This is a genomic window from Streptomyces thermolilacinus SPC6, assembly GCF_000478605.2.
Lineage (GTDB): Bacteria > Actinomycetota > Actinomycetes > Streptomycetales > Streptomycetaceae > Streptomyces > Streptomyces thermolilacinus.
Map to the genome: position 1 here is coordinate 571853 of NZ_ASHX02000001.1, position 25161 is coordinate 597013.

Sequence of the window (25161 nt, forward strand, 5' to 3'; positions counted from 1 at the left end):
GTGGCGCCCGGTCTACAAGGGGAGGAGGTCCGGGCGCTTGGCGGAGATCCGGTCGCCGGAGCTCTCGCCGCGCAGGCGGCGGCCGATCCAGGGCACGAGGTACTCGCGGGCCCAGTGGATGTCGTCGCGCCGGACCTCCAGCGTGCCGCGCGGCGGGAGCGGCGGCCACGGCTGGTCGGGGTCGGCCGGCACCTCGATGCCGAGGACCTGGGCGGCGCGCAGCGCGACCCGGGTGTGGCCCTCGGGCGACAGGTGGAGCCGGTCCTCGTCCCAGGCGCGGCGGTCCTGGACGGTGCGGAGCGACCACAGGTCCAGGACCGGGCAGCCGTACCGGTCGGCGATGGCGCGGACGTGGCCGTTGTACGTGGCGACCTTGCCGCGCAGGTGCCGCAGGACCGGCACGCCCCGCGTGTCGAAGCCGGTGGTCACCACGACGGTGCTGATGACGGACCTCAGGTCGGCGACCGCGCGTTCGAAGCGCTCGGCCACGTCGTCGGGGTCGCTGCCGGGCCGGATGATGTCGTTGCCGCCCGCGCAGAACGTCACCAGGTCCGGCGCGAGTTCCTTGGCGCGGGGCACCTGCTCGGCCACGATCTGGTCGAGCAGCCTGCCGCGTACGGCGAGGTTGGCGTACCGGAACTCCTGGTGCTCCGGGAGCCGGTCCGCCAGCAGGACCGCGAGCCGGTCGGCCCAGCCGACGAACCGCCCGTCCGGGCCGGGGTCCCCGACACCCTCGGTGAAGCTGTCGCCGATCGCCGTGTACGACCCGATCACGTCGTTCTCCCCCATCGTCGAATCGTCTGCCACGGCCGCACATCATCCACCCCGAGATGTGACCTACGCGACCGTAAGGAGGGGTTGACGGCGCGTGATCTCCGCCACCGCGCGACGGCCCGGCACCCTTTCGGGGACCGGGCCGTGGCGGTTTGGTGCGTTATGGGTCAGATGCTGACGCCGTGGCCGCGGAGGTAGGCCAGCGGGTCGATGTCCGAGCCGTAGCCGGGGGCGGTGCGGATCTCGAAGTGCAGGTGCGGACCGGAGGAGTTGCCCGTGGAGCCGGACAGGCCGATCTGCTGGCCGCCGCCGACCGACTGGCCCGCGGAGACGGAGAGGGACGAGAGGTGGGCGTACTGCGAGTAGTTGCCGTCGGCGTGCTTGATGACGACCTCGTTGCCGTACGCGCCGCTCCAGCCGGCGGAGACGACGGTGCCCGGACCCACGGCCTTGACGGAGGTGCCGGAGGAGGCGGCGAAGTCCACACCGGTGTGGTAGCCGGAGGACCACATGGAGCCGGAGGCGCGGTACGGGGTGGTGACACCGGCGGAGACGGGGGCGGTGAAGCCGGAGCCGCTCTGCGCGGGGGCCTGCTCGCGAACCGGGGCCGGGGTCTCGGCGGCGGGCTTCGCCTTGGCGGGGGCCTGGGTCTTGGCGGCGGAGCGGGAGGCGCGCTCGCCCCGCGTGTCGTCGGCCTTCGCGGGGCTCTTGGCGGTGCTCTTGGCGCCGAGGGTGAGCTTCAGGCCCGGGTGGATGAGCGCCGGGTCGTCGCCGATGGCCTCGCGGTTGTCGGCGTACAGCTTCTTCCAGCCGCCCTTGACGTTCTTGTCGTGGGCGATCTTCGCCAGGTAGTCGCCGGCGACGACGGTGTAGACGCGCGGGGCGGGCTTGGCGGTCTCGGCGACGGACGCGACGGCGGCCGTCTGCGCGGGGGCGGCGGCCGGTGCCGCGGCGGGGGCGGCGGCGTGCGCGCCGGTCGCACCGAGGAGGGGGAGGGCGATGGCGGCGCCACCCGTACCGGCGGCGACGAAGCCGCGGGTGAGCGGGTTGGACTTGGTACGGCGGTGCTTACCCTTTGCGGGCATGGCGAATTCCTCTCCGGCGCCTGCGAGGTGAGCTGTCGGGTTCGGACTGGAGCTGTCCGGCCGCGTGGTTGACGCGACTTCACCCCTAGCCGTACGGGAATTCCCGCACGGCGAACTACCTGGTTCCCCCGCTCCTGCCACACGTTGGATGGGTGCGAATTCCGGGGCGGCGGCAGGATTCGGCGATCCGCCCGGCTGGAACGGGACCGTAAACGAGTGGGGACGACGGGAACAAGCGGATGGTTGCGCCGGCGCATTCGCCGCGTGGAATTCGCCGGGGAATTGTGGTCACACTCCGTGGATTACGGATCATGAATTCCCGTGCGGTACAGGGCTTTTACGGGGCGCCGTCGGCCACGGTCCGTCACCTTTATGACGCTGCTCACGCGCCGACGGCCATCTCCCTTGTTTCCAGGGCGTGTTATGACGTAGCGGATCAATACGGACAGAAGCGACAGAAACACCCTTAAGTGATCAGTTACCCAACTGCCCCTCAAGCGGGAGGTAGTCACCTGGGGCGGGTCGAAGGCAGCCCGCGCGGGCGGGGGGCGGGAGGGTGTCCGGGTGGGCGTCCGAGGGCGGTGAAGGGGGGTGCGGGCGAGGGCCGGACGCCGGGCGCGCGGGGGTGGGGCGGACCGGTACGGGGAGACGCGTCGGGCTGCCCTGCCTGGGGAAGCGTGTCGTATCGTCGGATCGCCACCTCGTCGGCGGGACGTCGCCGACGCCAGACACGGAGGAGCCCCCGTGACGCAGCTGCCGCCCTTCCCGTCGACCGCCGAGCCGGAGCTGACCGGCGTGCGCAATTTCCGTGACGTGGGCGGGCTGCCGACCGTGGACGGGCGCCGCGTGCGTCCGGGGGCGCTGTTCCGGAGCGGGCACCTGGCGCACGCGACGGAGGAGGACGCGGCGTTCCTGGCGTCCCTGGGGCTGCACACCGTGTTCGACTTCCGCAACGCCGCCGACCAGGCGCTGGAAGGCCCCGACGTGGAGCTGCCGGGTGTGCGGAACGTCAACATCCCGCTGACCGACCCGGCCGACGGCGCCGAGTTCTGGACGATGGTCCGCAACGGGGACCTGGACCAGCTGCGGCAGCTGCTGGGCGACGGCAAGGCGGCGGCGCGCATGCGGGCCGCGTACCGCTCGATCATCGCGGAGCGCACCGCCGAGCACAGCCGCGTCCTGCACGCCCTCGCCTCCGAGAGCGTGCCCGCGCTGATGCACTGCGCGGCGGGCAAGGACCGCGCCGGTCTGTCGATAGCGGTCGTCCTGCTGGCGGTGGGCGTGGAGCGCGAGGCGATCGAGGCGGACTACCTGAAGTCGAACGACCCGCACCGCCGCTACAAGGTCCACCGCAGCGACTCGTCGCCCGCGGGGATGTCCGCCGAGGTGATGGAGCTGCTCAGCCCGCTGTTCGACGCGCGCGCCGAGTACCTGCACACGGCGTACGCGACGATCGAGGAGCGCTGGGGCTCCACCGAGCGGTACCTGGCCGACGGGCTCGGCCTGACCGGCGAGACCCGCGACCGGCTGCGCGCCCGCCTGCTCGACGGCTGAGGCGCCTGGGACGGCCGAGCCGGAGCCGGGCTGGGACAGACGGAAGCGGCTGGAGCGGCCGGGACAGCCGGGGCGGGCCGCCCTGGCCCCGGCTACTGGTTCTGGCCGCCCAGCATGAACAGCAGGTACAGGAAGGCCGCGAAGAGGTGGCCCGCGACCAGGTAGGCGAACAGCCGTATGACGAGGTTGCGGTTGATCCACCGCTCCTGGGTGCTGGGGATCGGGTTCGGGTTCTCCGGCTCGGACATGGCGTACCTCTCGGTTCGGCTCAGTGGCGCTGGGCGGGGCCGTCACCGAGGCACAGGTCGGCGGCGGAGCTCTGCATGAGGGTGTGGACGAACAGCAGCTCGGCGCCGCCCGGGGCGGCCGCGGCGATGCGGTGCGGGGTGAGCGAGTCGAAGTGCGCGCTGTCGCCCGGATCGAGGACGTGCACGGCGTCGCCGAGCGCCAGCCGTACGCGCCCGGCGAGCACGTACAGCCACTCCTCCCCCGGATGGACCCGGACCGCGTCGCGCAGACCCGTGTACGGGACCTCGACGCGCAGCGCCTGCATGGCCCGGCCCGCCGCACCCGCCTGGTGGTACGTCCAGCCGCCCGCCTCGACCGGTTCGGCGCGGCCCGCGCGGACCACCGGGTCCGTGGCCGGGGCCACCTCGCCCAGCAGCTCCGACACGGTCGTACCGTAGGTGCGGGCGAGTCCGAGCAGCATCGGCAGCGAGGGCTGGCGGCGGCCCGTCTCCAGGCGGGACAGGTGCGCCGGGGAGAGCCCGGCACGCCGGGCGGCCGCCTCCAGGGTCAGGCCCCTGCGGCGGCGCAGGGCGCGCAGCTGGGGCGCTACGTCCGGCAGGCCGTCGGCCGGCTCTCCTTCGACGGTCGTCATGGGACCATTGCGCCAGGAATTTTCCCCAGGGGCAATTTTCTTGCCCCTGGGGCAAAAGTCACCGGTTGGCGACCGCCTGCTTGACCAGGGTGCGCCCGAAGTCCCAGATCAGTCCACCGCCGCTGTGCGCCTCGTCCATCACCTCGGTGAAGGCGGTGACGAACCGCTCGACGTCGTCCTCGTCGATGATCAGCGGCGGGATCAGTTTGATCACTTCGAGGCGGTCGCCGGAGACCTGGGTGAGGATGCGGTGCCGCTGGAGCAGCGGGACCGCCACCATCTGCGCGAAGAGTCCCCTGCGGGCGGTCTGGAGCATCGTCCAGCGTCCGCGCAGCGCCAGTGAGGCGGGCCTGCCGAACTCGATGCCGATCATCAGGCCGCGCCCGCGCACCTCGCGGAGCATCTCGTACCGGTCCCCGAGCCCGGCGAGCCGGGACTTCAGCAGGGCGCCGACGCGGCGGGCGTTGCCGACCACGTCCTCGTCCTCCAGGACTGCGAGGACGGCGAGACCCGCGGCCATGGCCTGGGCGTTGGCGCCGAAGCTCGCCGAGTGGACGACGACGCGGTCCATGGAGGAGTAGACCTTCTTGAAGATCCAGTCCTTGCCGAGCGTGGCGCTGACCGGCACGTATCCACCGGACAGGGCCTTGGCGACGCACACGAGGTCGGGTTCGACCCCCTGCTCGTGCTGGTAGGCGTAGAAGTCACCGGTGCGGCCGAGGCCGGTCTGCACCTCGTCGGCGACGAGCAGGGCGCCCCGCCTGTGCAGCAGGTCCTGGGCGGCGCGCAGGAAGCCGGGCGGGGCCTCGTGGACGCCCTTGCCCTGGATGGGCTCCACGATCAGGGCGGCCACGTCGCCGCGTCGCAGCTCCCGGTCGAGGGCGTCGAGATCGCCCAGCTCGATGGCCGTGTCGGGCAGCAGCGGGGCGAAGCCGTCGCGGAAGCAGCCCTCGCCGTTGACGGAGAGCGCGCCTGTGGTGAGCCCGTGGAAGGCGTGGGAGCAGTACAGGACGCGGGGGCGGCCGGTGGCGCGGCGGGCGAACTTGAGGGCGGTCTCCACCGCCTCGGTGCCGCTGTTGCCGAAGTAGACCCGGTCGAGGTGGGGCGAGTGGGCGAGCAGCCGCTCGGCGAGGAGGCCGGGCAGCGGCGCGCAGTCGAAGCGGGTGAGGTCGGGCAGGTCCAGGTCGAGGACGTCGTGCAGGGCGCGGCGGACCACGGGGTGGTGGCGGCCCAGGCCCATGACGCCGAACCCGGCGAGCATGTCGAGGTAGTCGTGACCCTCGGCGTCCCAGAAGTGGGCGCCCTCCGCGCGCTCGTACATCTTGTCGAAGCCGATCGCGTGGAGCATGCGCGGCAGTTGGTGGTTGAGGTGCCGGGCGTGGAGTTCGTACCGCTCGTCGGCGCGGTCCGCGAGAAGTTTGCGCAGGTCGAAGCCGGTGCTCATGCGCGCACTCCTGGTCAGGCCGTCCGGCCGGGCACGGCCTCGCGGGCGGCGCGCAGGGATTCGCGCAGGGAGCCCATGGTGGCGAGGACGGCGGTCGGCTCGTAGCCGCAGTGGGCCATGCAGTTGGCGCACCGCGGGTCCTTGCCGCGGCCGTACTTGTCCCAGTCGGTGTCCTCGACCAGCTCGCGGTAGGTGGGGACGTATCCGTCGCTCATCAGGTAGCACGGCCGCTGCCAGCCGAAGAGGCTGTAGTTGGGGATGGCCCAGGCGGTGCAGGGGAAGTCGGCCTTGCCCTCGAGGAAGTCGAGGAACAGCGGCGAGTGGTTGAGGCGCCAGCGGCGCCGGTTGCCGCCCGCGAACGCCTTCCTGAACAGTTCGCGGGTCTGCTCGACGCCGAGGAAGTGCTCCTGGTCGGGCGCCTTCTCGTAGGCGTAGGCGGGCGAGATCATCATTTCGTCCACGCGCAGCTCGTCGTTGAGGAAGTCGAGGACCTCGATGACGGTCTGGGGCGTGTCGGTGTTGAAGAAGGTGGAGTTGGTGGTGACGCGGAATCCGCGGCGCTTCGCCTCCTTGATGGCGGCGACGGCCTCGTCGAACACGCCTTCCTTGGCGACGGATTCGTCATGGCGCTCGCGCAGTCCGTCGATGTGGACGGCGAAGGCGAAATAGGGGGAGGGGGTGAAGTCGTCCAGCCTCTTGCGCAGCAGCAGCGCGTTGGTGCAGAGGAAGACGTACTTGCGGCGGGCGACGAGCTGCCGGGTGATCTCGTGGATCTGCGGGTGCATCAGCGGCTCGCCGCCGGCGATGGAGACCATGGGCGCCCCGGACTCCAGGACCGCTCCGACCGCCTGGGCGACCGGCATGCGCTGCTTCAGGACACCGGCCGGGTGCTGGATCTTGCCGCAGCCCTCGCACTTGAGGTTGCAGGCGTAGAGCGGCTCCAGTTCGACGATGAGGGGGAACTTCTCGCGCCTGCGGAGCTTCTGTCCGAGCAGATAGGTCCCGACCCGGACGGTCTGGCGGAGCGGCATGGCCATCTGGCTCACCTCCAGGAGAGCAGCAAGGAACGGTGCCATTCGTGGAACGCGGGTAGGACGGCACGAAGAACACGGAAGGCTGCTATTCCACCGCGTACTGTGCCGATTCGGACCAGTTCGTGCTCCGGGGCGTCCACGACCACCCGGACGGCGGCAACCGGCCGGGACCCCGCGGCGAGCGCGGCGCTCAGCGTCGCGGCGGACTCCATGTCCACCGCCAGGGCCCCGGTGGCGCGCAGGGCGGCCCGTTCCTGACCGCGTACGACGTGGTCGGAGCCGGTCAGCGGCCCTCTGTGGACCGTCCTGCCGGGCAGCGCTCGCGCCAGTGCCGCCACGAGCGTCTCCGGGGCCGTGCAGGGGGTCGCGCCGTGCGGGCCGCGCGTCTCGTCGGCGACGACCAGGTCCCCCGGGTGCATCCCGGGGGCGAGCCCGGCGCAGAAGCCGGACGCGATCACGGCGGCGGTGCGCAGCGGGCCGCCGCGCAGGGCGTCGGCCACCGCGCGGCGGGCCTGCTCGGGGCCCATGCCGGTGCGCAGCAATGTCGCCCGGCCCGCCGCACCGCCCGCCGCCCGGCCGCTGCGCAGGGCGAGGTGCTCGATGCCGAGCGCGCAGGCGACCAGCAGCGGCGGCGCGGCGGTCGGCGGGCCGGGCGGCGCGGCGGTCGGCGGGCCGGGCGGCGCGGCGGAGTGCTCGGCGGCGGACGCCCGGCCGGCCGGCGCGGCGGCGGGATGCTGGCCGGCCGGCTCCGGCCGGGGCGGGCGATCGGCGGGGCCGGATGACGGTGCCGGTCCGGCGGGCACTCAGCGCCCCTTGCCGACGGACGGTTCCCCGTGGACGTACCGGCCGAGCGCGGTGAGCGGGAACACCTGCCGGTAGAGGTGGTAGTTGATGGAGAAGTCCCAGGGGAAGCCCGTACCGGTGAAGTGCGGCTCGTCCCAGGAGCCGTCCTCGCGCTGCGTACCGGCCAGCCACGCCACGCCACGCGCCACGGCGGCCGACTCCCGCTCCCCCGCCGCGAGCAGCGCCATGAGCGCCCAGGCGGTCTGCGAGGCGGTGGAGGCGCCCCGGCCGACCCACTCCTCGTCACGGTACGAACGGAGGTCCTCGCCCCAGCCGCCGTCCTCGTTCTGCACGGACTCCAGCCAGGCGACGGCCCGCCGGATCGCCGGGTGCGTGGCGGGCAGCCCGGCGGCGGTGAGCGCGGGCACGACGGAGCCCGTTCCGTACACGTGGTTGACGCCCCAGCGGCCGAACCAGGAGCCGCGCGGGTCCTGTTCGGCGAGCAGCCAGGCGACGCCCCGGCGGGTGCGCGGGTCCTGTGCGCGGCCCTCGTGGGCGAGCATCTCCACGACATGGGCGGTGACGTCAGCGGACGGCGGGTCGATGACCTCGCCGAAGTCGCAGAACGGCAGGCGGTTGGGGAAGGGGCTCGTGTTGTCGGCGTCGAACGCGCCCCAGGCGCCGTCGCGGCACTGCATGCCGAGGGTCCAGCGGGCGCCGCGCTCGACGGCCGCGTCCACCCGGTCCGGGTCGGGGTGGCGCACCCGGCGCAGCGCGAGGATCACCTCGGCGGTGTCGTCGATGTCGGGGTACGTGTCGTTGTGGAACTCGAACGCCCAGCCGCCCGGCGGCAGATGGGGCCTGCGCACGGCCCAGTCGCCGGGCCGTACGACCTGCTCGGCGAGCAGCCAGTCGGCGGCCCTGACGAGGGCCGGGTGGTCGGCCGGGAGCCCGGCGTCGGCGAGGGCGATGGTGGCGAGGCAGGTGTCCCAGACGGGCGACTGGCACGCCTCGATCATGCGGGCGCCGTCCTCGCGCCGGACGGCGAACCGGTCCAGGGAGTCGAGTCCGGCGCGCATCACGGGGTGCCCGAGGTCGTAGCCGAGGAGGTGGAGGGCGATCAGCGAGTACACGGCGGGCGGCTGGATGCCGCCCCAGCAGCCGTCGTTCTCCTGCCGTTCGACGATCCAGCGGGCGGCGGCGTTCATCGCGGCCCGGCGCAGGGGGCGCGGCGCGATGCGGCGGTAGTGGTGCAGGGCCCTGTCGAGACGCTGGAAAAGGCCGTCCCAGGTGCCCGCCGGGGCGAGGGGGCGCGGCGGGCTGGGGCGGCGCGGGTCGGTGTGAAGCTCGTCGAGCGCGAACGGCGCGGGGCGCACGGGGCGCTTGCCGGAGACGATGGTGAGCGGCACGATCGTCTGCCGGGCCCACTGGCCGAAGTCGTAGATGTTCAGCGGGAACCAGTGCGGCAGGTAGATCATCTCGGGCGGCAGTTCCGGCAGGTCGTCCCACTTCCACCAGCCGAAGAGGGCCAGCCAGATGCGGGTGAAGACGCGGGCGGCCGCGATGCCGCCCCGGTCGCGGACCCAGGCGGCGGCGCGGACCATGTGCGGGGCGTCGGGCGGGTCCCCGGCGAGGCGCAGCGCGACGTACGCCTCGATGGTGGTGGAGAGTTCGCCGGGCCCGCCGTGGAAGGTGGCCCAGGTGCCGTCGTCGCGCTGCTCGCCGCGGATGAAGAGGGCGGCGGCCTCGGTGGTCGCGTCGTCGCGGATGCCGAGGAACTGGCGCAGCAGCAAATCCTCGGCGTCCATGGTGACGTTGGTCTCCAGGTCGCCCTTCCACCAGCCCTCGGCGTCCTGCCGGGCGAGGAGGTGGTCGACGGCGCGGCGCATCGCGGTCTCCGCCGCGGTGGCGAGGTCCACGGCCGGCTCGGTGACCGTGGCGGCCGATGCGGGAGCGGGCGCGGTGACGGTGGCCGTGGCGGTGGCGGTGGCAGTGGCGGCGGCGGCGGCGGCGGACGCGCTGCCCGGCGCGACGGCGGTAGTCGTGGCCGGTCCGGAGGCGGTGGCGGCCGGGACGTGGGTGGTCGTCGCGGTGTCGTGGAGTTCGGCGGTCGCGGTCGTCGCGGGGCCCGCGGTCCCGGCGCTTCCGTCGGTCGTCGCTGTCATGGCTTCCCCTTCGTGCAGTGGTCGTGCTGCTGCTTCGGGTCTGCCGTCGGCCGGTGCCGTACGCGCGCGTGGCGTACGGCACCGGCCGGCGACCGCGACGTCATATGTGCCGGATCGGGCTCCCGGGACGGGTCGGCGATGCCCCGGGCGCGGTCAGGGCCCGGGGCGTGCGCGCGGCGGCGGTCGCGGTCATCGCTTCCGTACGACCACGAAGTCGGCGAGCGCGGTGAGCTGGGCCCGCACCCGCGCGGGCATGTCCACGCGGTCCAGGGCCTCGATGGCGACGGCGTGCTGCCTGCGGGCCTCGTCGGCGGTCCAGTCGCGGCCGCCCGCCTCCTCGATGAGGGCGGCTCGGGTGGCGAACTCCTCCTCGGAGAAAGAGTCGAAGTCCTGGCTCTTGGCGTCGGCGGTGAGCAGCTCGCCGAGCCGCTCGGACGCGGGGCCGCCCGCGGCGAGCGCGGCGACGACGGGCAGGGACTTCTTGCGCTGGCGCAGGTCGCTCCAGGTCTGCTTGCCCGTGGACTCCGGGTCGCCCCAGATGCCGAGCAGGTCGTCGACGGCCTGGAAGGCGAGGCCGAGGTGGTGGCCGTACGCCTCCAGGGCGTCGGCGGTGGCGTCGTCGGCGCCGCCGAGCACCGCGCCGATGGAGGCGGAGCAGGCGAGCAGGGCGCCCGTCTTGTTGCCCTCCATCTCCAGGCACTCCTCGACGGTGACCCGCTCGCGGTGCTCGTACGAGATGTCCTGGGCCTGACCGTCGATCAGCTTCCGTGTGGCGACGGTCAGTCGGCGGGTGGCGCGGCCGGCCTCGACCGTGCCGAGTTCGAGCAGCAGCTCGTTGGCGAGGGCGAACAGCGCGTCGCCGACGAGGATCGCCTGGGCGGGACCGTGCACCTTCCACACCGTGTCGCGGTGGCGCCGCTGCTCGTCGCCGTCCATCAGGTCGTCGTGCAGCAGCGAGAAATTGTGGACGAGCTCCACGGCGACGGCACCGGGGATGCCCGTCTCCGGCGGGGCGCCCGCCGCCTCCGCGGACAACAGCGCGAGCGCCGGTCGGACGGCCTTGCCGCCGTCCCCGTCGGCGGGCCGCCCGAGAGCGTCGATCCAGCCGAAGTGGTAGGCGGCGACGGTGTCCATGGGCTTCGCCAGCCGGTCCACGGCCGCGCGCAGCACGGGGGTGGACAGGGTCCGCCCGCGGTCCAGCAGCGCGGCGACCTCCGCTGCGTCGACGGCGGGGTTCGCCGGGGGCACTGTCGGCACGGTCTCTCCTCTGTTTCCTGTACTCGGTCTCATGCCGCCTCCTCGAGCGGGTGGACGTGGGGGCGGCCGAGGGCCGAGAGAGCGGCGGCAGCCGCGGTGAAACCGCTGCGTACCGCTCCTTCCATGGTCGCGGGCCAGCCGGTGGCGGTCCACGCGCCCGCAAGATACAGGCCAGGCACGCGAGTTCGGGCACCGGGGCGGAACCGGGCGACGCCGGGCGCGGGCGCGAATGTCGCCGTGCGCTCCCGGGTGACGAAGAAGTCCGTCACCTCGGCGCGCCGCGCGGGAGGCAGCAGTCGCCGGAGTTCCGGCAGGTAGCGGTCGCGCAGTTCGGCCACGGGCGCGTCGATCTCCGCCTCGGCGGCCGACTGGGACACGGCCAGGTACTGGCCGCCGCCGGTGAGGCCGGAGGCCTCCGTGCGGTCGAAGACCCACTGAACGGGTGATCCGAGCGCGGCGAAGAACGGGCGGCGCAGGACCGGACGGTCGTACAGGACGTGGAGGTTGAGGATGGGGGCGGTGCCGATCCGCAGGAGGTCGCCGGGCGAGTCGAGCGCGCCGGGCGGGAGGAGGTCGTGGGCCTCGCGCTGCGGTACGGCGAGGACGACGGTGTCGGCCTCCAGACAGTCGCCGGGTACGTCGACGACCCAGCGGCCGCCGTCGGCGGGGGTGACGGCGGTGACCTTGGTGCGGACGGCGATCCGTACGCCGCGTGCTTCGAGGGCCTTGCGGACGAGGGTGTCGTGGAGGTGCCCGAGGGGGACGCGGGCCCAGCCGATGTCGGCGGCGCCCGGCTCGGAGAGCAGCCCGGTCTTGAAGACCATGGCGGCCAGGGCGAGGGAGGAGCGCGCGGCGGTGGCGTTGAGGGTGGCGACGCCGACGAGGTCCCACAGGGCCTCCACGGCGCGGCGGGTCTGGCCGCGCCGGGCGAGCCAGGCGGCGAAGTCGGTGGCGTCGAGCGCGGGGTCGGCGGGGTCGAGGCCCTTCAGGGCGAGCGCGGCGCGGCCGACCGCCAGACGCTCGGCGACGGACAGGTGCGGGTACGCGGCGAGGCTGGCCGCCAGGTGCAGGGGTACGGGCAGGGCGCTGCGGCGGAGCCGTCCGAGGCGGGGGCCGCGCGGGTGGCCGACGTCCAGGACGGGCACGTCGAGCCGGTCCTGGACGGGCGCGAGGTCCGTGCCGCCGACCCGGTCGAGGAACCAGCGGTACGCGGTGCAGCAGCGCATGTACACGTGCTGGCCGTTGTCCACGGTGAGGTCGCCGCGGCGGAACGAGAACGCCAGTCCGCCGAGGCGGGGGCGGCCCTCCAGCAGCGTGACCCGCAGTCCGGCGTCGGCGAGGCGCAGCGCGGCGGTCGCCCCGGCGAGGCCGCCGCCGACGACGACGGCGTGGTGGCCGCTCATGGGCGCCTCCCGGGACGGCCGCGAGCGTGGCGAGGGGTCACGGGCGGGTCCTTTCGGTGCGGCGGGTGACCGTGCGGGTGTCGAGCCCCGACAGGCCGCGCACGGCGACGTACGCCTTCTCCCGGCCGGGCAGCGAGACACGGCCGCGCAGTACGGCACCGGGGTCGCGCTCGATGCGGTCGAGGAGGCGGCGGTAGATCCCGGCCATGGCGGCCACGCAGGCGCCGCTGCGCCGGTCGAGCAGGGGCAGCAGCCGGTAGCCCTCGGCGAACAGGGCACGGGCGCGGCGCACCTCGTGGTGGACGAGGCCGGTGAAGTCGGCGTCCGGCGGCGGGGTGGCGGTGTGGAAGCCGCCGGAGCAGCCGAACTTGGCGAGCTCCTCGGCGGGCAGGTAGCTGCGCCCGTTGGCGGCGTCCTCGCGCAGGTCGCGCAGGATGTTGGTGAGCTGGAGCGCGAGACCGAGCGTGTCGGCGTACTGGGGGGCGCGGGCGGCGTCGCGCGCCCCCGGAGTCGTACCGAACACGCCGAGGGAGAGGCGTCCGATGGCACCGGCGACGCAGCGGCAGTACGCCTTCAGGTCGTCCCATGTCTCGTACGTCCGGCCGCGCACGTCCATCAGCACGCCGTCGATCAGCTCGTCGAGGCCCTCCAGCGGCAGCGGGAAGCGGCGGGCCGAGTCGGCGAGGGCGACGGCCACGGGGTCCGTGTCGTCCTCCGCGACGGCGCCGCGCCGGATGCGGCCGAGCACGTCGCGGGCGGCTTCGAGGCGGCTCTGCTTGGCGTCGGGCCCGAGGGTGCCGTCGCCGATGTCGTCCACGCGCCGCGAGAACGCGTACAGCGCCGACATGGCCTGCCGCTTCTCGGCCGGGAGGAGGCGGATGCCGTACGCGAAGTTCCTGGCCTGCCGCGCGGTGACGGCCTCGCAGTAGCTGTACGCGGCCTGGACGTGCGGGGACATCTGGATCGTCGTGTCCACGGTGGTGGTCACCCCTCTCCGCGCGCTGCTCGCCACACCGCTCCGGCGCGGCGGAGCAGGCGGTGTCTGGGGGCTCGGGGCGGTCCGGGGAGCACGTCGTACCGGGCGGCCCTGATGGCGTCGAGGGCGGCGTGGCCGCCCGCGACGAAACCGGCGAGGAGGAGCCTGAGCCTGCCGTGGACGCTGCCGACGAGCGGGGCGCCCTCGTCCAGCAGGGCGCGGGCGCGCTCCGCCTCGTACGCGACGAGGGCGCGGACGGAGGCGTTGGCGGTGGGGCGGGCGAGGTCGGCCTCGGTGACGCGGAAGCGGGCCATGTCGTCGGCGGGGAGGTAGATCCGGTCGCGGCGGAGGTCCTCGGCGACGTCCTGGAGGTGCTCGACGATCTGGAGGGCGGTGCAGATCGCGTCGGAGCGGCGGACGCGCTCGGGGGTGGAGGTGCCGCTGATCGCGAGGACGAGCCGCCCGACGGGGTTGGCGGACAGCTCGCAGTACGCGAGGAGGTCGTCGTAGGTGGTGTAGCGGCGGACGCGCTGGTCCTGCCGGTTGGCCTCGATGAGCGCGAGGAACGGCTCGGGCGCGAGGTCGTGGCGGCGGACGGTGGCGCGGACGGAGGCGAGCAGCGGGTGGGCGGTGCCTCCGGGCGCGCCACCGTACGTCCCGCCGTCGTCCTCGAAGAGGCGCAGCAGCTCGGCCTCCAGGGCGTCGAGGAGCGCTTCGGGGCCGTCGTCGGGGCGGGCGCCGAGGAGGCGGGCGTCGGCGCCGCCGGGGGCGAGGTCGCCGTCGCCGATGTCGTCCACCAGGCGGGCGAAGCCGTAGAGGGCCATCAGGTCGGCACGCCACGCCCGGGGCAGGAAGAAGGGGGCCACGGGGAAGTTCTCGTCCGTGGCCTTGTCGAGAGTCGTACGCGCGGGGGCGTCGGGGGTCACCTGCCGGACACCCGTCGCCGTCGGCCGCTCCGCTCGGGGACGGCGGGACCCTCGGTCAGCCGCGACCCTGGGGTCGGCTGGGGATTCTCCGTCATGGCCGTCACGTCTCCCGTTCTACACCGCGCACCCAAAACATCCTATTTCGGACACGCCGCCGGTCCTCTGGAACTATCACCACACGTGGCGTGAAAGAACCGGTACAGCTTACGTCGTTCGCCCCGTACGGCCCCGTCCGGCTCGCGGCACGCACACCCGTGACACGGGGCCCGGACCGCTGTGCCCGGCCGGGCCCCGCTGGCGTGGCGTGCGGTTCGACGGAGAGGCGGGCGACTAGCGGCCGGTCTCCTTCTCGTACGCCCGGAGGACCTCGTCGGTCGGCCCGTCCATCAGCAGCTCGCCCTTTTCCAGCCACAGCACCCGGTCACACGTGTCGCGGATCGACTTGTTGCTGTGGCTCACCAGGAAGACCGTGCCGGCCTCCTTGCGGAGCTCGCGGATGCGCTCCTCGGAGCGGATCTGGAACTTGCGGTCACCCGTCGCCAGCGCCTCGTCGATCATCAGGACGTCGTGGTTCTTGGCGGCGGCGATGGCGAAGCGGAGCCGGGCTCCCATGCCGGAGGAGTACGTCCGCATGGGCAGGGTGATGAAGTCGCCCTTCTCGTTGATGCCCGAGAAGTCGACGATGTCCTGGTAGCGCTCCTTGATCTCCTCGCGGGACATGCCCATCGCGAGGCCGCCGAGGATCACATTGCGCTCACCGGTCAGGTCACCCATGAGGGCGGCGTTGACGCCGAGGAGCGAGGGCTGGCCGTCGGTGTAGACCTTGCCCCGCTCGGTGGGCAGCAGGCCGGCGATGGCCCGCAGCAGGGTGGACTTCCCCGAGCCGTTGGTGCCGATGAGGCCGATGGCCTCGCCCCGGTACGCGGTGAAGGAGACGCCGCGCACGGCGTGGACCTTCCGAACGCCCCGGCTCTCGCCCTTGTCGCGGCGCAGGATGCGGCTGAGTGCCGCCGTGGCGCTGCCCTTGCCCGCGGAGCCGCCGCCGTTGACCCGGTACACGATGTGCACGTCGTCGGCGATCACGGTGGGGATGCGCGGCCCGGTCGGGCGGGCGCCGTCGATGTCGTCAGCCACGGCCGTACCGCTCCTCAGCCTTCCAGAAGAACACGAACCCGGCGACGCCGACGACGACCGCCCACAGCACCGCGGCCGCCCAGACGTGGTCGGGCAGGTTGTCGGAGGTGTAGCCCTCGATCAGCGCGAAGCGGATGAGGTCCATGTACACGGCCGCCGGGTTGTACATCAGGACGTCCGCGATCCACGCGGGCTTGTCCCGCAGCATGATCGGGATGGAGAACATCACGCCGGACGCGTACATCCACGTCCGCATGATGAACGGCATGAGCTGCGCCAGGTCGGGCGTCCTGCTGCCGAGCCGCGCCATGATCATCGCGAGGCCCGTGTTGAACATGAACTGCAGCGCCAGCGCGGGCACGATCAGCAGCCAGGCGAGCGACGGGTAGCTGCCGAACACCGCCACGATGACGAACAGCACCAGCATCGAGTACAGCAGCTGCTGAAGCTGCTGGAGCGCGAGCGAGATGGGCAGCGAGGCGCGCGGGAAGTGCAGCGCCCGCACCAGGCCCAGGTTCCCGGAGATCGACTTCACGCCGGACATCACGGAGGTCTGCGTGAACATGAACACGAAGACGCCCGTCACCAGGAACGGGACGTAGACCTGCTTGTCCATGCCCCGGCCGGCGTCCAGGATCAGGCCGAAGATCGCGAAGTACACCGCGGCGTTCAGCAGCGGCGTGGCCACCTGCCACAGCTGGCCGAGGCGGGCCTGGCTGTACTGGGCCGTGAGCTTCGCCCGGGAGAACGTCAGGATGAAGTGACGCCGTCCCCACAGCTGCCGGACGTACTCCGCGAGGCCCGGCCGGGCGCCGCTCACCGACAGGCCGTACTTGGCCGCCAGCTCAGCCGGCGTCAGGCCGTCGTCGGGCGAGGGCGGGACACTCACGGCGACCGCTCGGTCGTGGGTTGTCTCACTCACAGGTCGAAACTTTCGTGTTCACGGTGCGGGGGCGGAAGGGGTGCGGCGCGGTGTCCGGTCAGGGTGGCGTCCCTTTCCGGACACCGTGCCGCCGGGTCCGAGCTTGTCAGATGACGGGCGGCCGGCCCAGTCGCGTGAGGCGCCACACCGTACGCCACCGCATGGGGCGCCGGGGCCCGCAGGGCGTCGTCCAGCCCTCCTTGAAGCCCCCGAACCACGCCTTCAGCGCGGGCCCCGACGGGCGCCTCAGCAGGGTGAGCAGCAGCCATACCCCGACGTACACCGGGACCAGCGGCGCGGGCAGGTTGCGGCGGGCCAGCCAGACCCGGTTCCGCGCCACCATCCGGTGGTAGACGGCGTGCCGGGACGGGGCGGTCGTGGGGTGGTGGAGCACCATGTCCGACCGGTAGTCGATCATCCAGCCCGCGTCCAGGGCGCGCCAGGCGAGGTCGGTCTCCTCGTGCGCGTAGAAGAACTCGCCGGGCAGCGGCCCGACCTGCTCGATGACCTTGGTCCGTACGGCGCTGGCGCCGCCGAGGAACGTCGTCACGCGGGAGGACCGCATCGGGTCGGAGGCCCGCAGCCGGGGCACGTGCCGCCGCTGGGTGACTCCGGTGTCCGGGTCGGCGATGCGGAAGCTGACGATGCCGAGCCGCGGGTCGGCGGTGAACGCCTCGCGGATGAGCTGGGCGGTGTCCTTGTTGGGCAGCAGCCCGTCGTCGTCGAGGAACAGCAGCACGTCCACGTCGGAGCCGTTCGGCCCGAACGCCTCGATGCCGACGTTGCGGCCGCCGGGGATGCCCAGGTTCTCGGGCAGGTCGACGCTGCGGACCCAGCCGGGGACGCCCCGGACGGGGGCGCCGTTGCCGACGACGACGACCTCGACCGGCTCGCCGGCCTGGCGGGCGACGGACTCGATCAGGGCGTTCAGGTCGTCGGGGCGGTCGCCCATGGTGATGATGACGGCACCGAGTTTCATGTCCGTCACCTCAGCCTGCTGGACGCGAGGATCGACACGAGGTGCAGCAGCGTCTGGAGCAGCGCGATCCCGGCGAGGACGGCGACACCGAGGCGGCTGAAGAACAGGTCGCCGCGGACCGTGTCGGCGACGGCGAGGACCAGGATCAGCAAGCTGGCCTCGATGCCGAGGGGGAGCCGGTGGAACTTGATCGCGGCGGCGGCGCGGCGGGCCAGCGCCAGACCGGACGAGCGCGGCTCGGACGCCGCCTCCTTCACCGGCGGCAGCCCGCCCTGGTGCCGGGCGACGGCGACCAGGTCGGTCTCCGCCTTGATCAGTACGGCTCCGAGCGCGGCGAGCGTGCCGAGGAACGCCCACAGCCAGTCGATGCGCCCGCTCCCCCACAGGTCGGCGGCGCGCAGGCCGAAGCCGACCAGCACGGCCGCGTCGCACAGGTAGGCGCCGACACGGTCGAGGTAGACACCGCCCAGGGAGAACTGCTTCTTCCAGCGGGCGACCTCGCCGTCGACGCAGTCGAGCAGCAGGTACAACTGCACCATGAGCACGCCGAGCAGCGCCCCGGGGATGCCGGGGATGAGGAGCGCCGGGGCGGCCAGCGCGCCGGCGACCGTCATCACGTACGTGAGCTGGTTCGGCGTGACCTTCGTCGTGACCAGGTGACGGGTCACGCGCAGCGAGACCTCGCGCATGTAGAGGCGGCCGCCCCAGTGCTCGCCGCTGCGCCGGTCCTTCACACCCGGCGGGTGGACGACGGGGCGGAGCTCAGCTACCGATGGTTTTTGCATAGTCGGCGTACGCGTCCCTGATCTGGTCGGTGGACAGGTCGAGGTGTTCCAGGATCGTGAACCGTCCCGGGCGGGTCTGCGGCGCGTAGGCGACGGCCGCGACGAACTCGTCGGCGGTGAAGCCGATGTCCTGGGGCAGCACCGGCAGGCCGTGGCGGCGGAGCACGTCCGCGAAGAGGCCCGCCTGGTCGTGGGCGCCGCGCAGGTGCATCGCGAAGGCGGCGCCGAGGCCGACCTGCTCGCCGTGGAGCGCGGCGCGCCGGGGGTGCAGCAGGTCGAAGGCGTGGCTGATCTCGTGGCAGGCGCCGGACGCGGGGCGGGTGTCGCCGCTGATCGACATGGCGATGCCGGTGAGGAGCAGGGCCTCCGCGAGGACCACGAGGAACTCGTCGTCACCGACGCCGCCGGGGTGGCGGAGCACGGACTCACCGGCGGTGCGGGCCATGGCGGCGGCGAGCCCGTCGACGGGCTCGCCGGTGACCCGGTGGGACAGCTCCCAGTCGGCGATGGCCGAGATGTTGGACAGGGCGTCGCCGATGCCGGAGCGGACGAACCGCTGCGGGGCCTCGCGGATCACGTCCAGGTCGACGACCATCGCGATCGGCGAGGGCACGCCGTACGAGCCGCGGCCGTTGTCGTTGTCGAGCGTGGACACCGGCGAGCAGATGCCGTCGTGGGAGAGGTTCGTCGCGACGGCGACCATGGGCAGGCCGACGCGCGCGGCGGCGTACTTGGTCACGTCGATGATCTTGCCGCCGCCGACGCCGACGACGGCGTCGTACCGCTTGCCGCGGATGGCGTCGGCGAGGCGGACGGCGGAGTCGATGGTGCCGTCGTCGACCGTGTACCAGTGGGCGTCGGGCAGCAGCGGTTCCAGCTTCTCGCGCAGGGCGCGGCCTGAGCCGTTGCTGATGGCCATGGCGAGCTTGCCGGACGCGGAGATCCGCTGGTCGGCGAGGAGAGCGGCCAGCTTGTCCATCGCGCCGTCGCTGATGTCGACGACGACCGGCGAGGGGATGAGCCGGGTCAGTACAGGCACGCGATCTCACGGCCCTTCGCGAGGTCGTCGTGGTTGTCGATCTCCACCCAGCGGACCTCTCCGATGGGAGCCACGTCGATCCGGAAGCCGCGGTGGACGAGCTCCTGGTAGCCGTCCTCGTAGTACAGGTCGGGGTCGCGCTCGAAGGTGGCCTTCAGCGCGTCGGCGAGGTCGTCGGCGGCCTCGGGCTCGATGAGGGTGACGCCGATGTACTCGCCGGTGGCGGTGGCCGGGTCCATGAGCTTGGTGATGCGGCGGACACCGAGGCCGTCCTCGGTGATGACCTTCATCTCCTCGTCGGCGAGGGACTTCACCGTGTCGAGGGCGAGGATGATCCGCTTGTCGCCGCCGCGCGCCGCCAGGAGGGTGTGCTCGACGGAGACGGGGTGGACCGTGTCGCCGTTGGCGAGGATGACGCCCTCGCGCAGCACGTCACGGGCGCACCACAGGGAGTAGGCGTTGTTCCACTCCTCGGCCTTGTCGTTCTCGACGAGGGTGAGCTTCAGCCCGTACGCGGCCTCCAGGGCGGCCTTGCGCTCGTACACGGCCTCCTTGCGGTAGCCGACGACGATCGCGGCCTCGGTGAGGCCGACCTCCGCGAAGTTGGCGAGGGTGAGGTCGAGGACGGTCTTGTCGCCGTCCACCGGCACGAGAGCCTTCGGAAGGGTGTCGGTGTAGGGGCGCAGACGCCGTCCGGCACCGGCTGCCAGTACGAGGCCGATCATGCGGGTTCTCCTTCGTCGTGTACGGCGGGTGCTCCGGAGGACACCCAGAAGTGGATGGACTCCGCGAGCCCCACCAGCGCCACGGCGCCGGCCAGGGCGGTGAGCGCCAGGGTGAAGCCGTCGCCGCCTCCCGTCGCGAGGAGTGCGGCGAGGACGGCCACCAGCAGCGTGCGCCCCTCCTGGCCGCCGAGCGTCCGCACCAGCCAGGCGGGCGGCGCGCCGGTGCCGCCGCGGATGCGGTACACCGTGTCGTAGTGATGGTAGGCGACGGCCGCGACCAGCCCGAACGCCGCCGGAAGGGCCCCGGGGGCGTCCGCTCGGGCGGCCAGGACGAGGACGGTGACGTACTCGGCGGCGCGCAGGACGGGCGGTACGAGCCAGTCGAGGGCGCCCTTGAGGGGGCGGGCGACGGCGGCGCCGGAGGCCACGGCGTACAGGACGGCGGCGAGGACGACGAGGGGGCCGTCGAGCGGGGCGGCGCAGGCGGCGGCCAGCAGCGCGGCGGCGCCGACGACGGCGTACGGGGTGCGGCCGCCGAGCGGGCGGGCCACGGGGCGCAGCGCCTTGGCGGCGGCCTCCGCGAGGGCTCCGCTGTCGGCGAGGTCCGCGAGGGCGCGGGCGGCGCGGTCGGTGCGGCGCGCCTTGCGGGTGAGGGAGCGCAGGACGCGTCCGGCGGTGGTGTAGCAGGCGGCGAAGGCGCAGCCGACGAGCAGCGCGTAGAAGACGACGCGGGGGGTGGTGACGGCGGTGAGGACCGCGATCATCGCCCAGCGCTCGCCGATGGGCAGGACGATCATGCGGCGCAGCCAGACCGTCCAGCCGACGCTGTCGAGCCGGTCGGAGAGGGCGGCGGTGGGGCTGGTGTTGCCGGTGGCGTCGTGGTTGGCCTCGTTGAAGGAGAAGTCCACGACGTGCCGGCAGGTCTGGAGGACCATCGCGCCGAGGGCGAGCGCCCACACGTCGTCGCCGCCGCGTGCCGCACCGAGGGCGAGTCCCGCGTAGTAGGCGTACTCCTTGGCCCGGTCGAAGGTGGCGTCGAGCCACGCGCCGAGTGTCGAGTACTGCAGGGAGTAGCGGGCGAGCTGCCCGTCGGTGCAGTCCAGGACGAAGGAGAACAGGAGCAGCAGCCCGGCCGCGACGAAGCCGCCGCGGGTGCCGGTCGCCGCGCAGCCGGCCGCGACGAGGGCGGTGAGCAGCGAGGCGGTGGTGACCTGGTTGGGCGTGAGGCCCCGGCGGGCGCACCAGCGGGCGAGGTAGCGCGAGTACGGGCTGACGAAGAAGGTGGTGAAGAACCCGTCGCGGGACTTCACGGCGGAGCGGAGGCGTACGGCCTCGTCGTCGACGGCGGCGACGGCGTCGCGGGTCTCCTTGCGGGCCTGCGGGCTGGCCGGCACGGCGGCGACGAGCGAGCCGAGCTCGGGGCGGTGCACGGCGACGCCGTCGGCCTCCAGGGCGGCGGCGAGCGCGTCGGGGAGCGGGTCGCCCTCCCCCGGCCCTTCGGACAGGGCCGCCAGGGCGCTGTTCAGGGCGGGGCGGGCCTCGGGCTGGGCCGTGAGGGCACCCGGGGCCGCGCCCGCCGGGAAGCGGGGGTCGGTCAGGGCGAGCCGCAGCGCGTGCTGGTGGCCGACGAAGCGGGGGTCCACGACGGCGACGCGTTCACCGGCCGGTACGGCGGCGAGCAGCGCGGCGGTCTCGCGCGGGTCCGCGGCGGTGCGGACCTCGAAGCCCAGCGACCGCAGATCGCCCTCGAGCGGCGATCCGGGTACCGGAGGACCGGTGAGGATGGCGGTCGACAGACGAACTCACTCCTTGGAGCTGACAGCTGCTGGGGCGCGGCGGCTCGGCCCCGTCGGGGGCGGCGGCACGTCGGCAGAGGCTATCGGATGGACGGAAGGCGCAGTTCACCGAGGTTTGGCGTGGACGGCGGCGCCCGGCCCGGGGGCGGGCTCATCATCCTCGATCATCGGCTCGGCCCACAAACCCCAGGTCGGGGCCGCCCGCGGAAGAAGCGGACCGTACGACTCCGGGCGAGACGGGCGCGCCTGTCGGCCGGAGCGTGAAAGCCCAGGTCAGAGGCAATGACAACGGTGTTCAACCTCAGCTTGCCCATACCCCCCACCCGTAGTTGACTGGCGGCGCGGAACGCAGTCACGGAGCTGATCGGGAGGCGACTCATGGGGGCTGGGCACAACCACGGGCACACGCACGGAGGGCCGCCGCCGTCCGGTACGGCGGGCGCCGCGCACCGCTGGCGGCTGCGGGTGGCGCTGACGATCACGCTGTCCGTGATGGTCGTGGAGATCGTCGGCGGTGTCCTCGCCGACTCGCTCGCCCTGATCGCCGACGCGACCCACATGGCGACCGACGCGGTGGGCCTCGCGATGGCGCTGTTCGCGATCCGCATGGCGAACCGTCCGGCGACCGCGAACCGGACGTACGGCTACGCCCGCGCGGAGATCCTGGCGGCGCTGGCGAACTGCCTGCTGCTGCTGGGGGCCGGCGGGTACGTGCTGTTCGAGGCGGTGCAGCGGTTCGTCACACCGGCGGAGACGAAGGGCGGTCTCGCGATCGTCTTCGCCCTGGTCGGCCTGGTCGCGAACATGGTGTCGCTCTCCCTGCTCGTGCGCGGGCAGAAGGAGAGCCTCAATGTGCGCGGCGCCTATCTGGAGGTGCTGGCGGACGCCCTGGGCTCGGTGACGGTGCTGGTGGCGGCCGGGGTGATCCTGGCCACGGGCTGGCAGGCGGCGGACCCGATCGCGTCGCTGGTGATCGCCGTGATGATCGTGCCGCGCACGGTGAAGCTGCTGAGGGAGACGCTGGACGTACTGCTGGAGTCGGCGCCGAAGGGCGTGGACATGACGGAGGTGCGCAGGCATCTGCTGGACCTGCCCGGGGTGGAGGACGTCCACGACCTGCACGCGTGGACGATCACGTCCGGGATGCCGGTGCTGTCGGCGCATGTGGTCGTGGAGCCGAGCGTGCTCGACGGGGCGGGCCACGAGAAGATGCTGCACGCGCTCCAGGAGTGCCTGGTGGGCCATTTCGACGTGGAGCACTGCACGTTCCAGCTGGAGCCGAGCGGGCACGCGGCGCACGAGCCGGGCCTGTGCCACTGATCACCCGGCTGTTAGGCTCTCGCGCGGGAGACACCCGCGACGATCCCGGGAGAGGAGCTGAGGTCGATGACCGCCCTGGTCAGCGCCGCGCTCGGCGGCGACGAGCTGCGTTCTCACTCCGGCTCCCGGGTGTCCGGCTGAACAGACCGGCCGGGGACCCGCCCGTCCAAGGGGTTTCCACGTTGTCCCACGACGACTTCTCCCGTACCACCGCCTCTCCTTTCTCCTCCTCCGCCCGGCCACGCTGGCGGACCCGTCCCGAGACGGACACCGACCGCGCCGCCGTCCACGCCGTGAACGCGGCCGCCTTCGAGACGCCCGCCGAGGCGGACCTCGTGGACGCGCTGCGCGCCGACCCCGACGCCTGGCTGCCGGGTCTCTCGTACGTCGCCGAGGCGCCGGACGGGTCGGTCGCGGCGTACGCGCTGATCACCCGCTGCCGGGTCGGGGACGCCCCCGCGGCGGCGCTCGCCCCGGTCGCCGTCGCCCCGGAGCACCAGCGCCGCGGCGCCGGCCAGGCGGTCGTCCGGGCGGTGCTGGAGGCGGCGCGGCTGGCGGGCGAACCGCTGGTGCTGGTGCTCGGCCACCCGGAGTACTACCCGCGCTTCGGTTTCGTACCGGCGTCGCGGTACGGGATCCGGCCGTCCTTCGACGTGCCGGACGAGGTGATGATGGCGCTCCGGCTCGACGACCGGGCCGCGGTGCCCGCGGGCACGATCACCTATCCGGCCGCGTTCGGCGTCTGACCGGCGTACACGTTCGACCGGGCGGACGCGGAAGCGGTGTCCCGGCGAGCGGATTCCGTACGGCAGACTGAGGATTGCCCCACAGGGCCGAGAAACCGATGCGAAGGATGGTTATGCCGACCACACCCGCCACCGCGGCGACCAGCGCGCCGAGCGGAGCCGCACCGTCGATCATGCTGGAGCTGGTCGATGAGAACGGCACCACCATCGGCACCGCCGAGAAGCTGTCGGCGCATCAGGCGCCCGGTCGGCTGCACCGGGCCTTCTCGGTGTTCCTCTTCGACGAGGAGGGGCGGCTGCTGCTCCAGCGCCGGGCGCTCGGCAAGTACCACTCCCCCGGCGTCTGGTCGAACACCTGCTGCGGGCACCCGTACCCGGGTGAGGCGCCGTTCACCGCGGCGGCGCGGCGGGTGTCGGAGGAGCTGGGCGTTTCGCCGTCGCTGATGGCCGAGGCGGGCACGGTCCGCTACAACCACCCGGACCCGGTGTCGGGCCTGGTGGAGCAGGAGTACAACCACCTGTTCGTCGGAATGGTGCAGGCTCCGCTGCGGCCGGACCCCCAGGAGGTCGAGGAGACCGCCTTCGTGACGGCGCGGGAGCTGGCGGAGCGGCACGCGTCGGTGCCGTTCTCGGCGTGGTTCATGACCGTCCTGGACGCGGCGCGTCCCGCCATCAGGGAGCTGACGGGGGCGACGGGCGGCTGGTGAACCCCTGCCGCCCGGGCGATCCCGGTGGCGCGCCCCCGGTCGTACGCGGCCGGGGGCGTCCGCGTGTGGGGCGGCGGGCAGCCGGGGCGGGGACGGGTGCGGTGGTGCGGGGCGCTCGGGCCCGGTGGTGCGGGGCATGACGGGCTCGCGGGGCCGGGTCACAGGGGCAGGGCGGCCCAGATGATCTTGCCGCCGCTCGCGGTGTGCTCCACGTCGCAGGCGCCTCCGGCCTCGCGGGTGATCTCGCGGACCAGGAGCAGCCCGCGGCCGCCGGTCCTGCCGGAGTCGGCCTCCAGCGCCTTCGGCCGGTACGGGTGGTTGTCCTCGACGGCGACCCGCACCCACTCGGCGCCGACCGCGACCTCCACCGCGACCTGCGGGGAGAGCAGCGCCGCGTGCCGCACGGCGTTGGTCACCAGCTCGGAGACGATCAGCAGCAGGCCCTCGACGACGTCATCGGCGGCCGGGACGCCCTGACGTCTCAGCAGGTCCCGGACGGCGTGCCGGGCCTGCGGTACGGAGGCGTCCACCGCGGGTGCGGTGAAGCGCCAGACCCCTTCGTACGACAGCGGCCGGGCCGGGACGCTTCCGCGGCTCTCCATGGTCCGGCTCCCACTCTCGTGCTCGATTGTCGCCACGGATCGAGTGTTGGCCCCGGGGCCGACGCTCCGGGAAGGTGACTGGAACTGACCAACCATCGACAGAGATCGCCCGCTTTCGGTGATCT

The 25161-nt window shown here is 73.3% G+C and carries 24 protein-coding genes and 1 riboswitch; of the genes, 4 read left to right on the forward strand and 20 right to left on the reverse strand.

The annotated features are described in order from the left end of the window. Positions 1–12: 12 nt before the first annotated feature. A complete protein-coding gene (locus J116_RS02525; protein WP_023590931.1) occupies positions 13–789 on the reverse strand; it encodes an SGNH/GDSL hydrolase family protein in 777 nt (258 codons plus the stop codon). Positions 790–941: 152 nt separating this feature from the next. After that, complete coding sequence (locus J116_RS02530; protein ID WP_023590930.1) at positions 942–1859, reverse strand: M23 family metallopeptidase; 918 nt, start codon at positions 1857–1859, stop codon at positions 942–944. Between the two features lie 2 nt (positions 1860–1861). Next, positions 1862–2024: riboswitch (cyclic di-AMP (ydaO/yuaA leader) on the reverse strand. 579 nt (positions 2025–2603) lie between these two features. On the opposite strand from J116_RS02530, the gene J116_RS02535 reads away from it, so the two are divergent. Beyond that, the gene (locus tag J116_RS02535; RefSeq protein ID WP_023590929.1) at positions 2604–3413 is read left to right on the forward strand and encodes a tyrosine-protein phosphatase; all 810 of its coding nucleotides are present in this window, start codon (positions 2604–2606) and stop codon (positions 3411–3413) included. A 92-nt stretch (positions 3414–3505) separates the two neighbouring features. Here the strand turns inward: J116_RS02535 and J116_RS30055 are convergent, their stop codons facing one another. The 17 genes from J116_RS30055 to J116_RS02615 all read right to left on the reverse strand — a co-directional run bounded on the left by J116_RS30055 (position 3506) and on the right by J116_RS02615 (position 21661). After that, entirely contained in the window at positions 3506–3661 is a 156-nt protein-coding gene (locus J116_RS30055; RefSeq protein ID WP_023590928.1) for a DUF6126 family protein, read from the reverse strand. Between the two features lie 20 nt (positions 3662–3681). Continuing rightward, entirely contained in the window at positions 3682–4293 is a 612-nt protein-coding gene (locus J116_RS02540) for an XRE family transcriptional regulator (RefSeq protein WP_023590927.1), read from the reverse strand. Between the two features lie 58 nt (positions 4294–4351). Then, on the reverse strand, positions 4352–5737 hold the full coding sequence (locus J116_RS02545; protein WP_023590926.1) for an aspartate aminotransferase family protein: 1386 nt from the start codon (positions 5735–5737) through the stop codon (positions 4352–4354). Positions 5738–5751: 14 nt separating this feature from the next. Continuing rightward, positions 5752–6774 (reverse strand): adenosyl-hopene transferase HpnH, encoded by a 1023-nt coding sequence (gene hpnH, locus J116_RS02550; RefSeq protein ID WP_023590925.1) that lies wholly within the window; start codon positions 6772–6774, stop codon positions 5752–5754. Positions 6775–6779: 5 nt separating this feature from the next. Continuing rightward, positions 6780–7397: a phosphorylase family protein gene (locus J116_RS02555; RefSeq protein WP_028964736.1), complete on the reverse strand. Its 618-nt coding sequence runs from the start codon at positions 7395–7397 to the stop codon at positions 6780–6782. Positions 7398–7574: 177 nt separating this feature from the next. Continuing rightward, positions 7575–9719 (reverse strand): squalene--hopene cyclase, encoded by a 2145-nt coding sequence (gene shc / locus J116_RS02560; RefSeq protein WP_023590923.1) that lies wholly within the window; start codon positions 9717–9719, stop codon positions 7575–7577. 189 nt (positions 9720–9908) lie between these two features. Continuing rightward, the gene (locus J116_RS02565) at positions 9909–10967 is read right to left on the reverse strand and encodes a polyprenyl synthetase family protein (protein WP_023590922.1); all 1059 of its coding nucleotides are present in this window, start codon (positions 10965–10967) and stop codon (positions 9909–9911) included. 38 nt (positions 10968–11005) lie between these two features. Next, positions 11006–12379: a hydroxysqualene dehydroxylase HpnE gene (gene hpnE / locus J116_RS02570; protein WP_023590921.1), complete on the reverse strand. Its 1374-nt coding sequence runs from the start codon at positions 12377–12379 to the stop codon at positions 11006–11008. Positions 12380–12416: 37 nt separating this feature from the next. After that, positions 12417–13337: a presqualene diphosphate synthase HpnD gene (gene hpnD, locus J116_RS02575; protein ID WP_099048204.1), complete on the reverse strand. Its 921-nt coding sequence runs from the start codon at positions 13335–13337 to the stop codon at positions 12417–12419. Between the two features lie 26 nt (positions 13338–13363). Beyond that, positions 13364–14281, reverse strand: a complete 918-nt coding sequence (gene hpnC / locus J116_RS02580; protein WP_023590919.1) for a squalene synthase HpnC — start codon at positions 14279–14281, stop codon at positions 13364–13366. A 330-nt stretch (positions 14282–14611) separates the two neighbouring features. After that, entirely contained in the window at positions 14612–15415 is an 804-nt protein-coding gene (locus tag J116_RS02585; RefSeq protein ID WP_023590918.1) for an ABC transporter ATP-binding protein, read from the reverse strand. Further along, positions 15408–16337, reverse strand: a complete 930-nt coding sequence (locus tag J116_RS02590) for an ABC transporter permease (protein WP_023590917.1) — start codon at positions 16335–16337, stop codon at positions 15408–15410. Before J116_RS02590 ends, J116_RS02585 begins: the two co-directional genes overlap by 8 nt. Positions 16338–16443: 106 nt before the next feature. Next, positions 16444–17316 carry a glycosyltransferase family 2 protein gene (locus tag J116_RS02595; RefSeq protein ID WP_023590916.1) on the reverse strand — a complete coding sequence of 291 codons (873 nt, stop codon included), beginning with the start codon at positions 17314–17316 and terminating at the stop codon, positions 16444–16446. Positions 17317–17321: 5 nt separating this feature from the next. Next, on the reverse strand, positions 17322–18101 hold the full coding sequence (locus J116_RS02600; protein WP_023590915.1) for a CDP-alcohol phosphatidyltransferase family protein: 780 nt from the start codon (positions 18099–18101) through the stop codon (positions 17322–17324). Then, positions 18079–19140, reverse strand: a complete 1062-nt coding sequence (locus J116_RS02605) for an iron-containing alcohol dehydrogenase family protein (RefSeq protein ID WP_023590914.1) — start codon at positions 19138–19140, stop codon at positions 18079–18081. The genes J116_RS02600 and J116_RS02605 overlap by 23 nt, the downstream gene beginning before the upstream one ends. Beyond that, on the reverse strand, positions 19128–19865 hold the full coding sequence (locus J116_RS02610; RefSeq protein WP_023590913.1) for a phosphocholine cytidylyltransferase family protein: 738 nt from the start codon (positions 19863–19865) through the stop codon (positions 19128–19130). Before J116_RS02610 ends, J116_RS02605 begins: the two co-directional genes overlap by 13 nt. Beyond that, complete coding sequence (locus tag J116_RS02615) at positions 19862–21661, reverse strand: DUF5941 domain-containing protein (protein ID WP_028964733.1); 1800 nt, start codon at positions 21659–21661, stop codon at positions 19862–19864. The genes J116_RS02610 and J116_RS02615 overlap by 4 nt, the downstream gene beginning before the upstream one ends. Before the next feature lie 378 nt (positions 21662–22039). Here J116_RS02615 and J116_RS02620 point away from each other — a divergent pair, with 378 nt between their 5' ends. The 3 genes from J116_RS02620 (at position 22040) to idi (ending at position 24434) form a co-directional block, all read left to right on the forward strand. Further along, the gene (locus J116_RS02620; protein ID WP_023590911.1) at positions 22040–22981 is read left to right on the forward strand and encodes a cation diffusion facilitator family transporter; all 942 of its coding nucleotides are present in this window, start codon (positions 22040–22042) and stop codon (positions 22979–22981) included. Between the two features lie 182 nt (positions 22982–23163). Continuing rightward, a complete protein-coding gene (locus J116_RS02625; RefSeq protein WP_023590910.1) occupies positions 23164–23727 on the forward strand; it encodes a GNAT family N-acetyltransferase in 564 nt (187 codons plus the stop codon). A gap of 113 nt (positions 23728–23840) precedes the next feature. Next, positions 23841–24434: an isopentenyl-diphosphate Delta-isomerase gene (gene idi / locus J116_RS02630; RefSeq protein ID WP_023590909.1), complete on the forward strand. Its 594-nt coding sequence runs from the start codon at positions 23841–23843 to the stop codon at positions 24432–24434. 158 nt (positions 24435–24592) lie between these two features. Here the strand turns inward: idi and J116_RS02635 are convergent, their stop codons facing one another. Further along, positions 24593–25036: an ATP-binding protein gene (locus J116_RS02635; RefSeq protein WP_023590908.1), complete on the reverse strand. Its 444-nt coding sequence runs from the start codon at positions 25034–25036 to the stop codon at positions 24593–24595. Between the last annotated feature and the right edge of the window lie 125 nt (positions 25037–25161).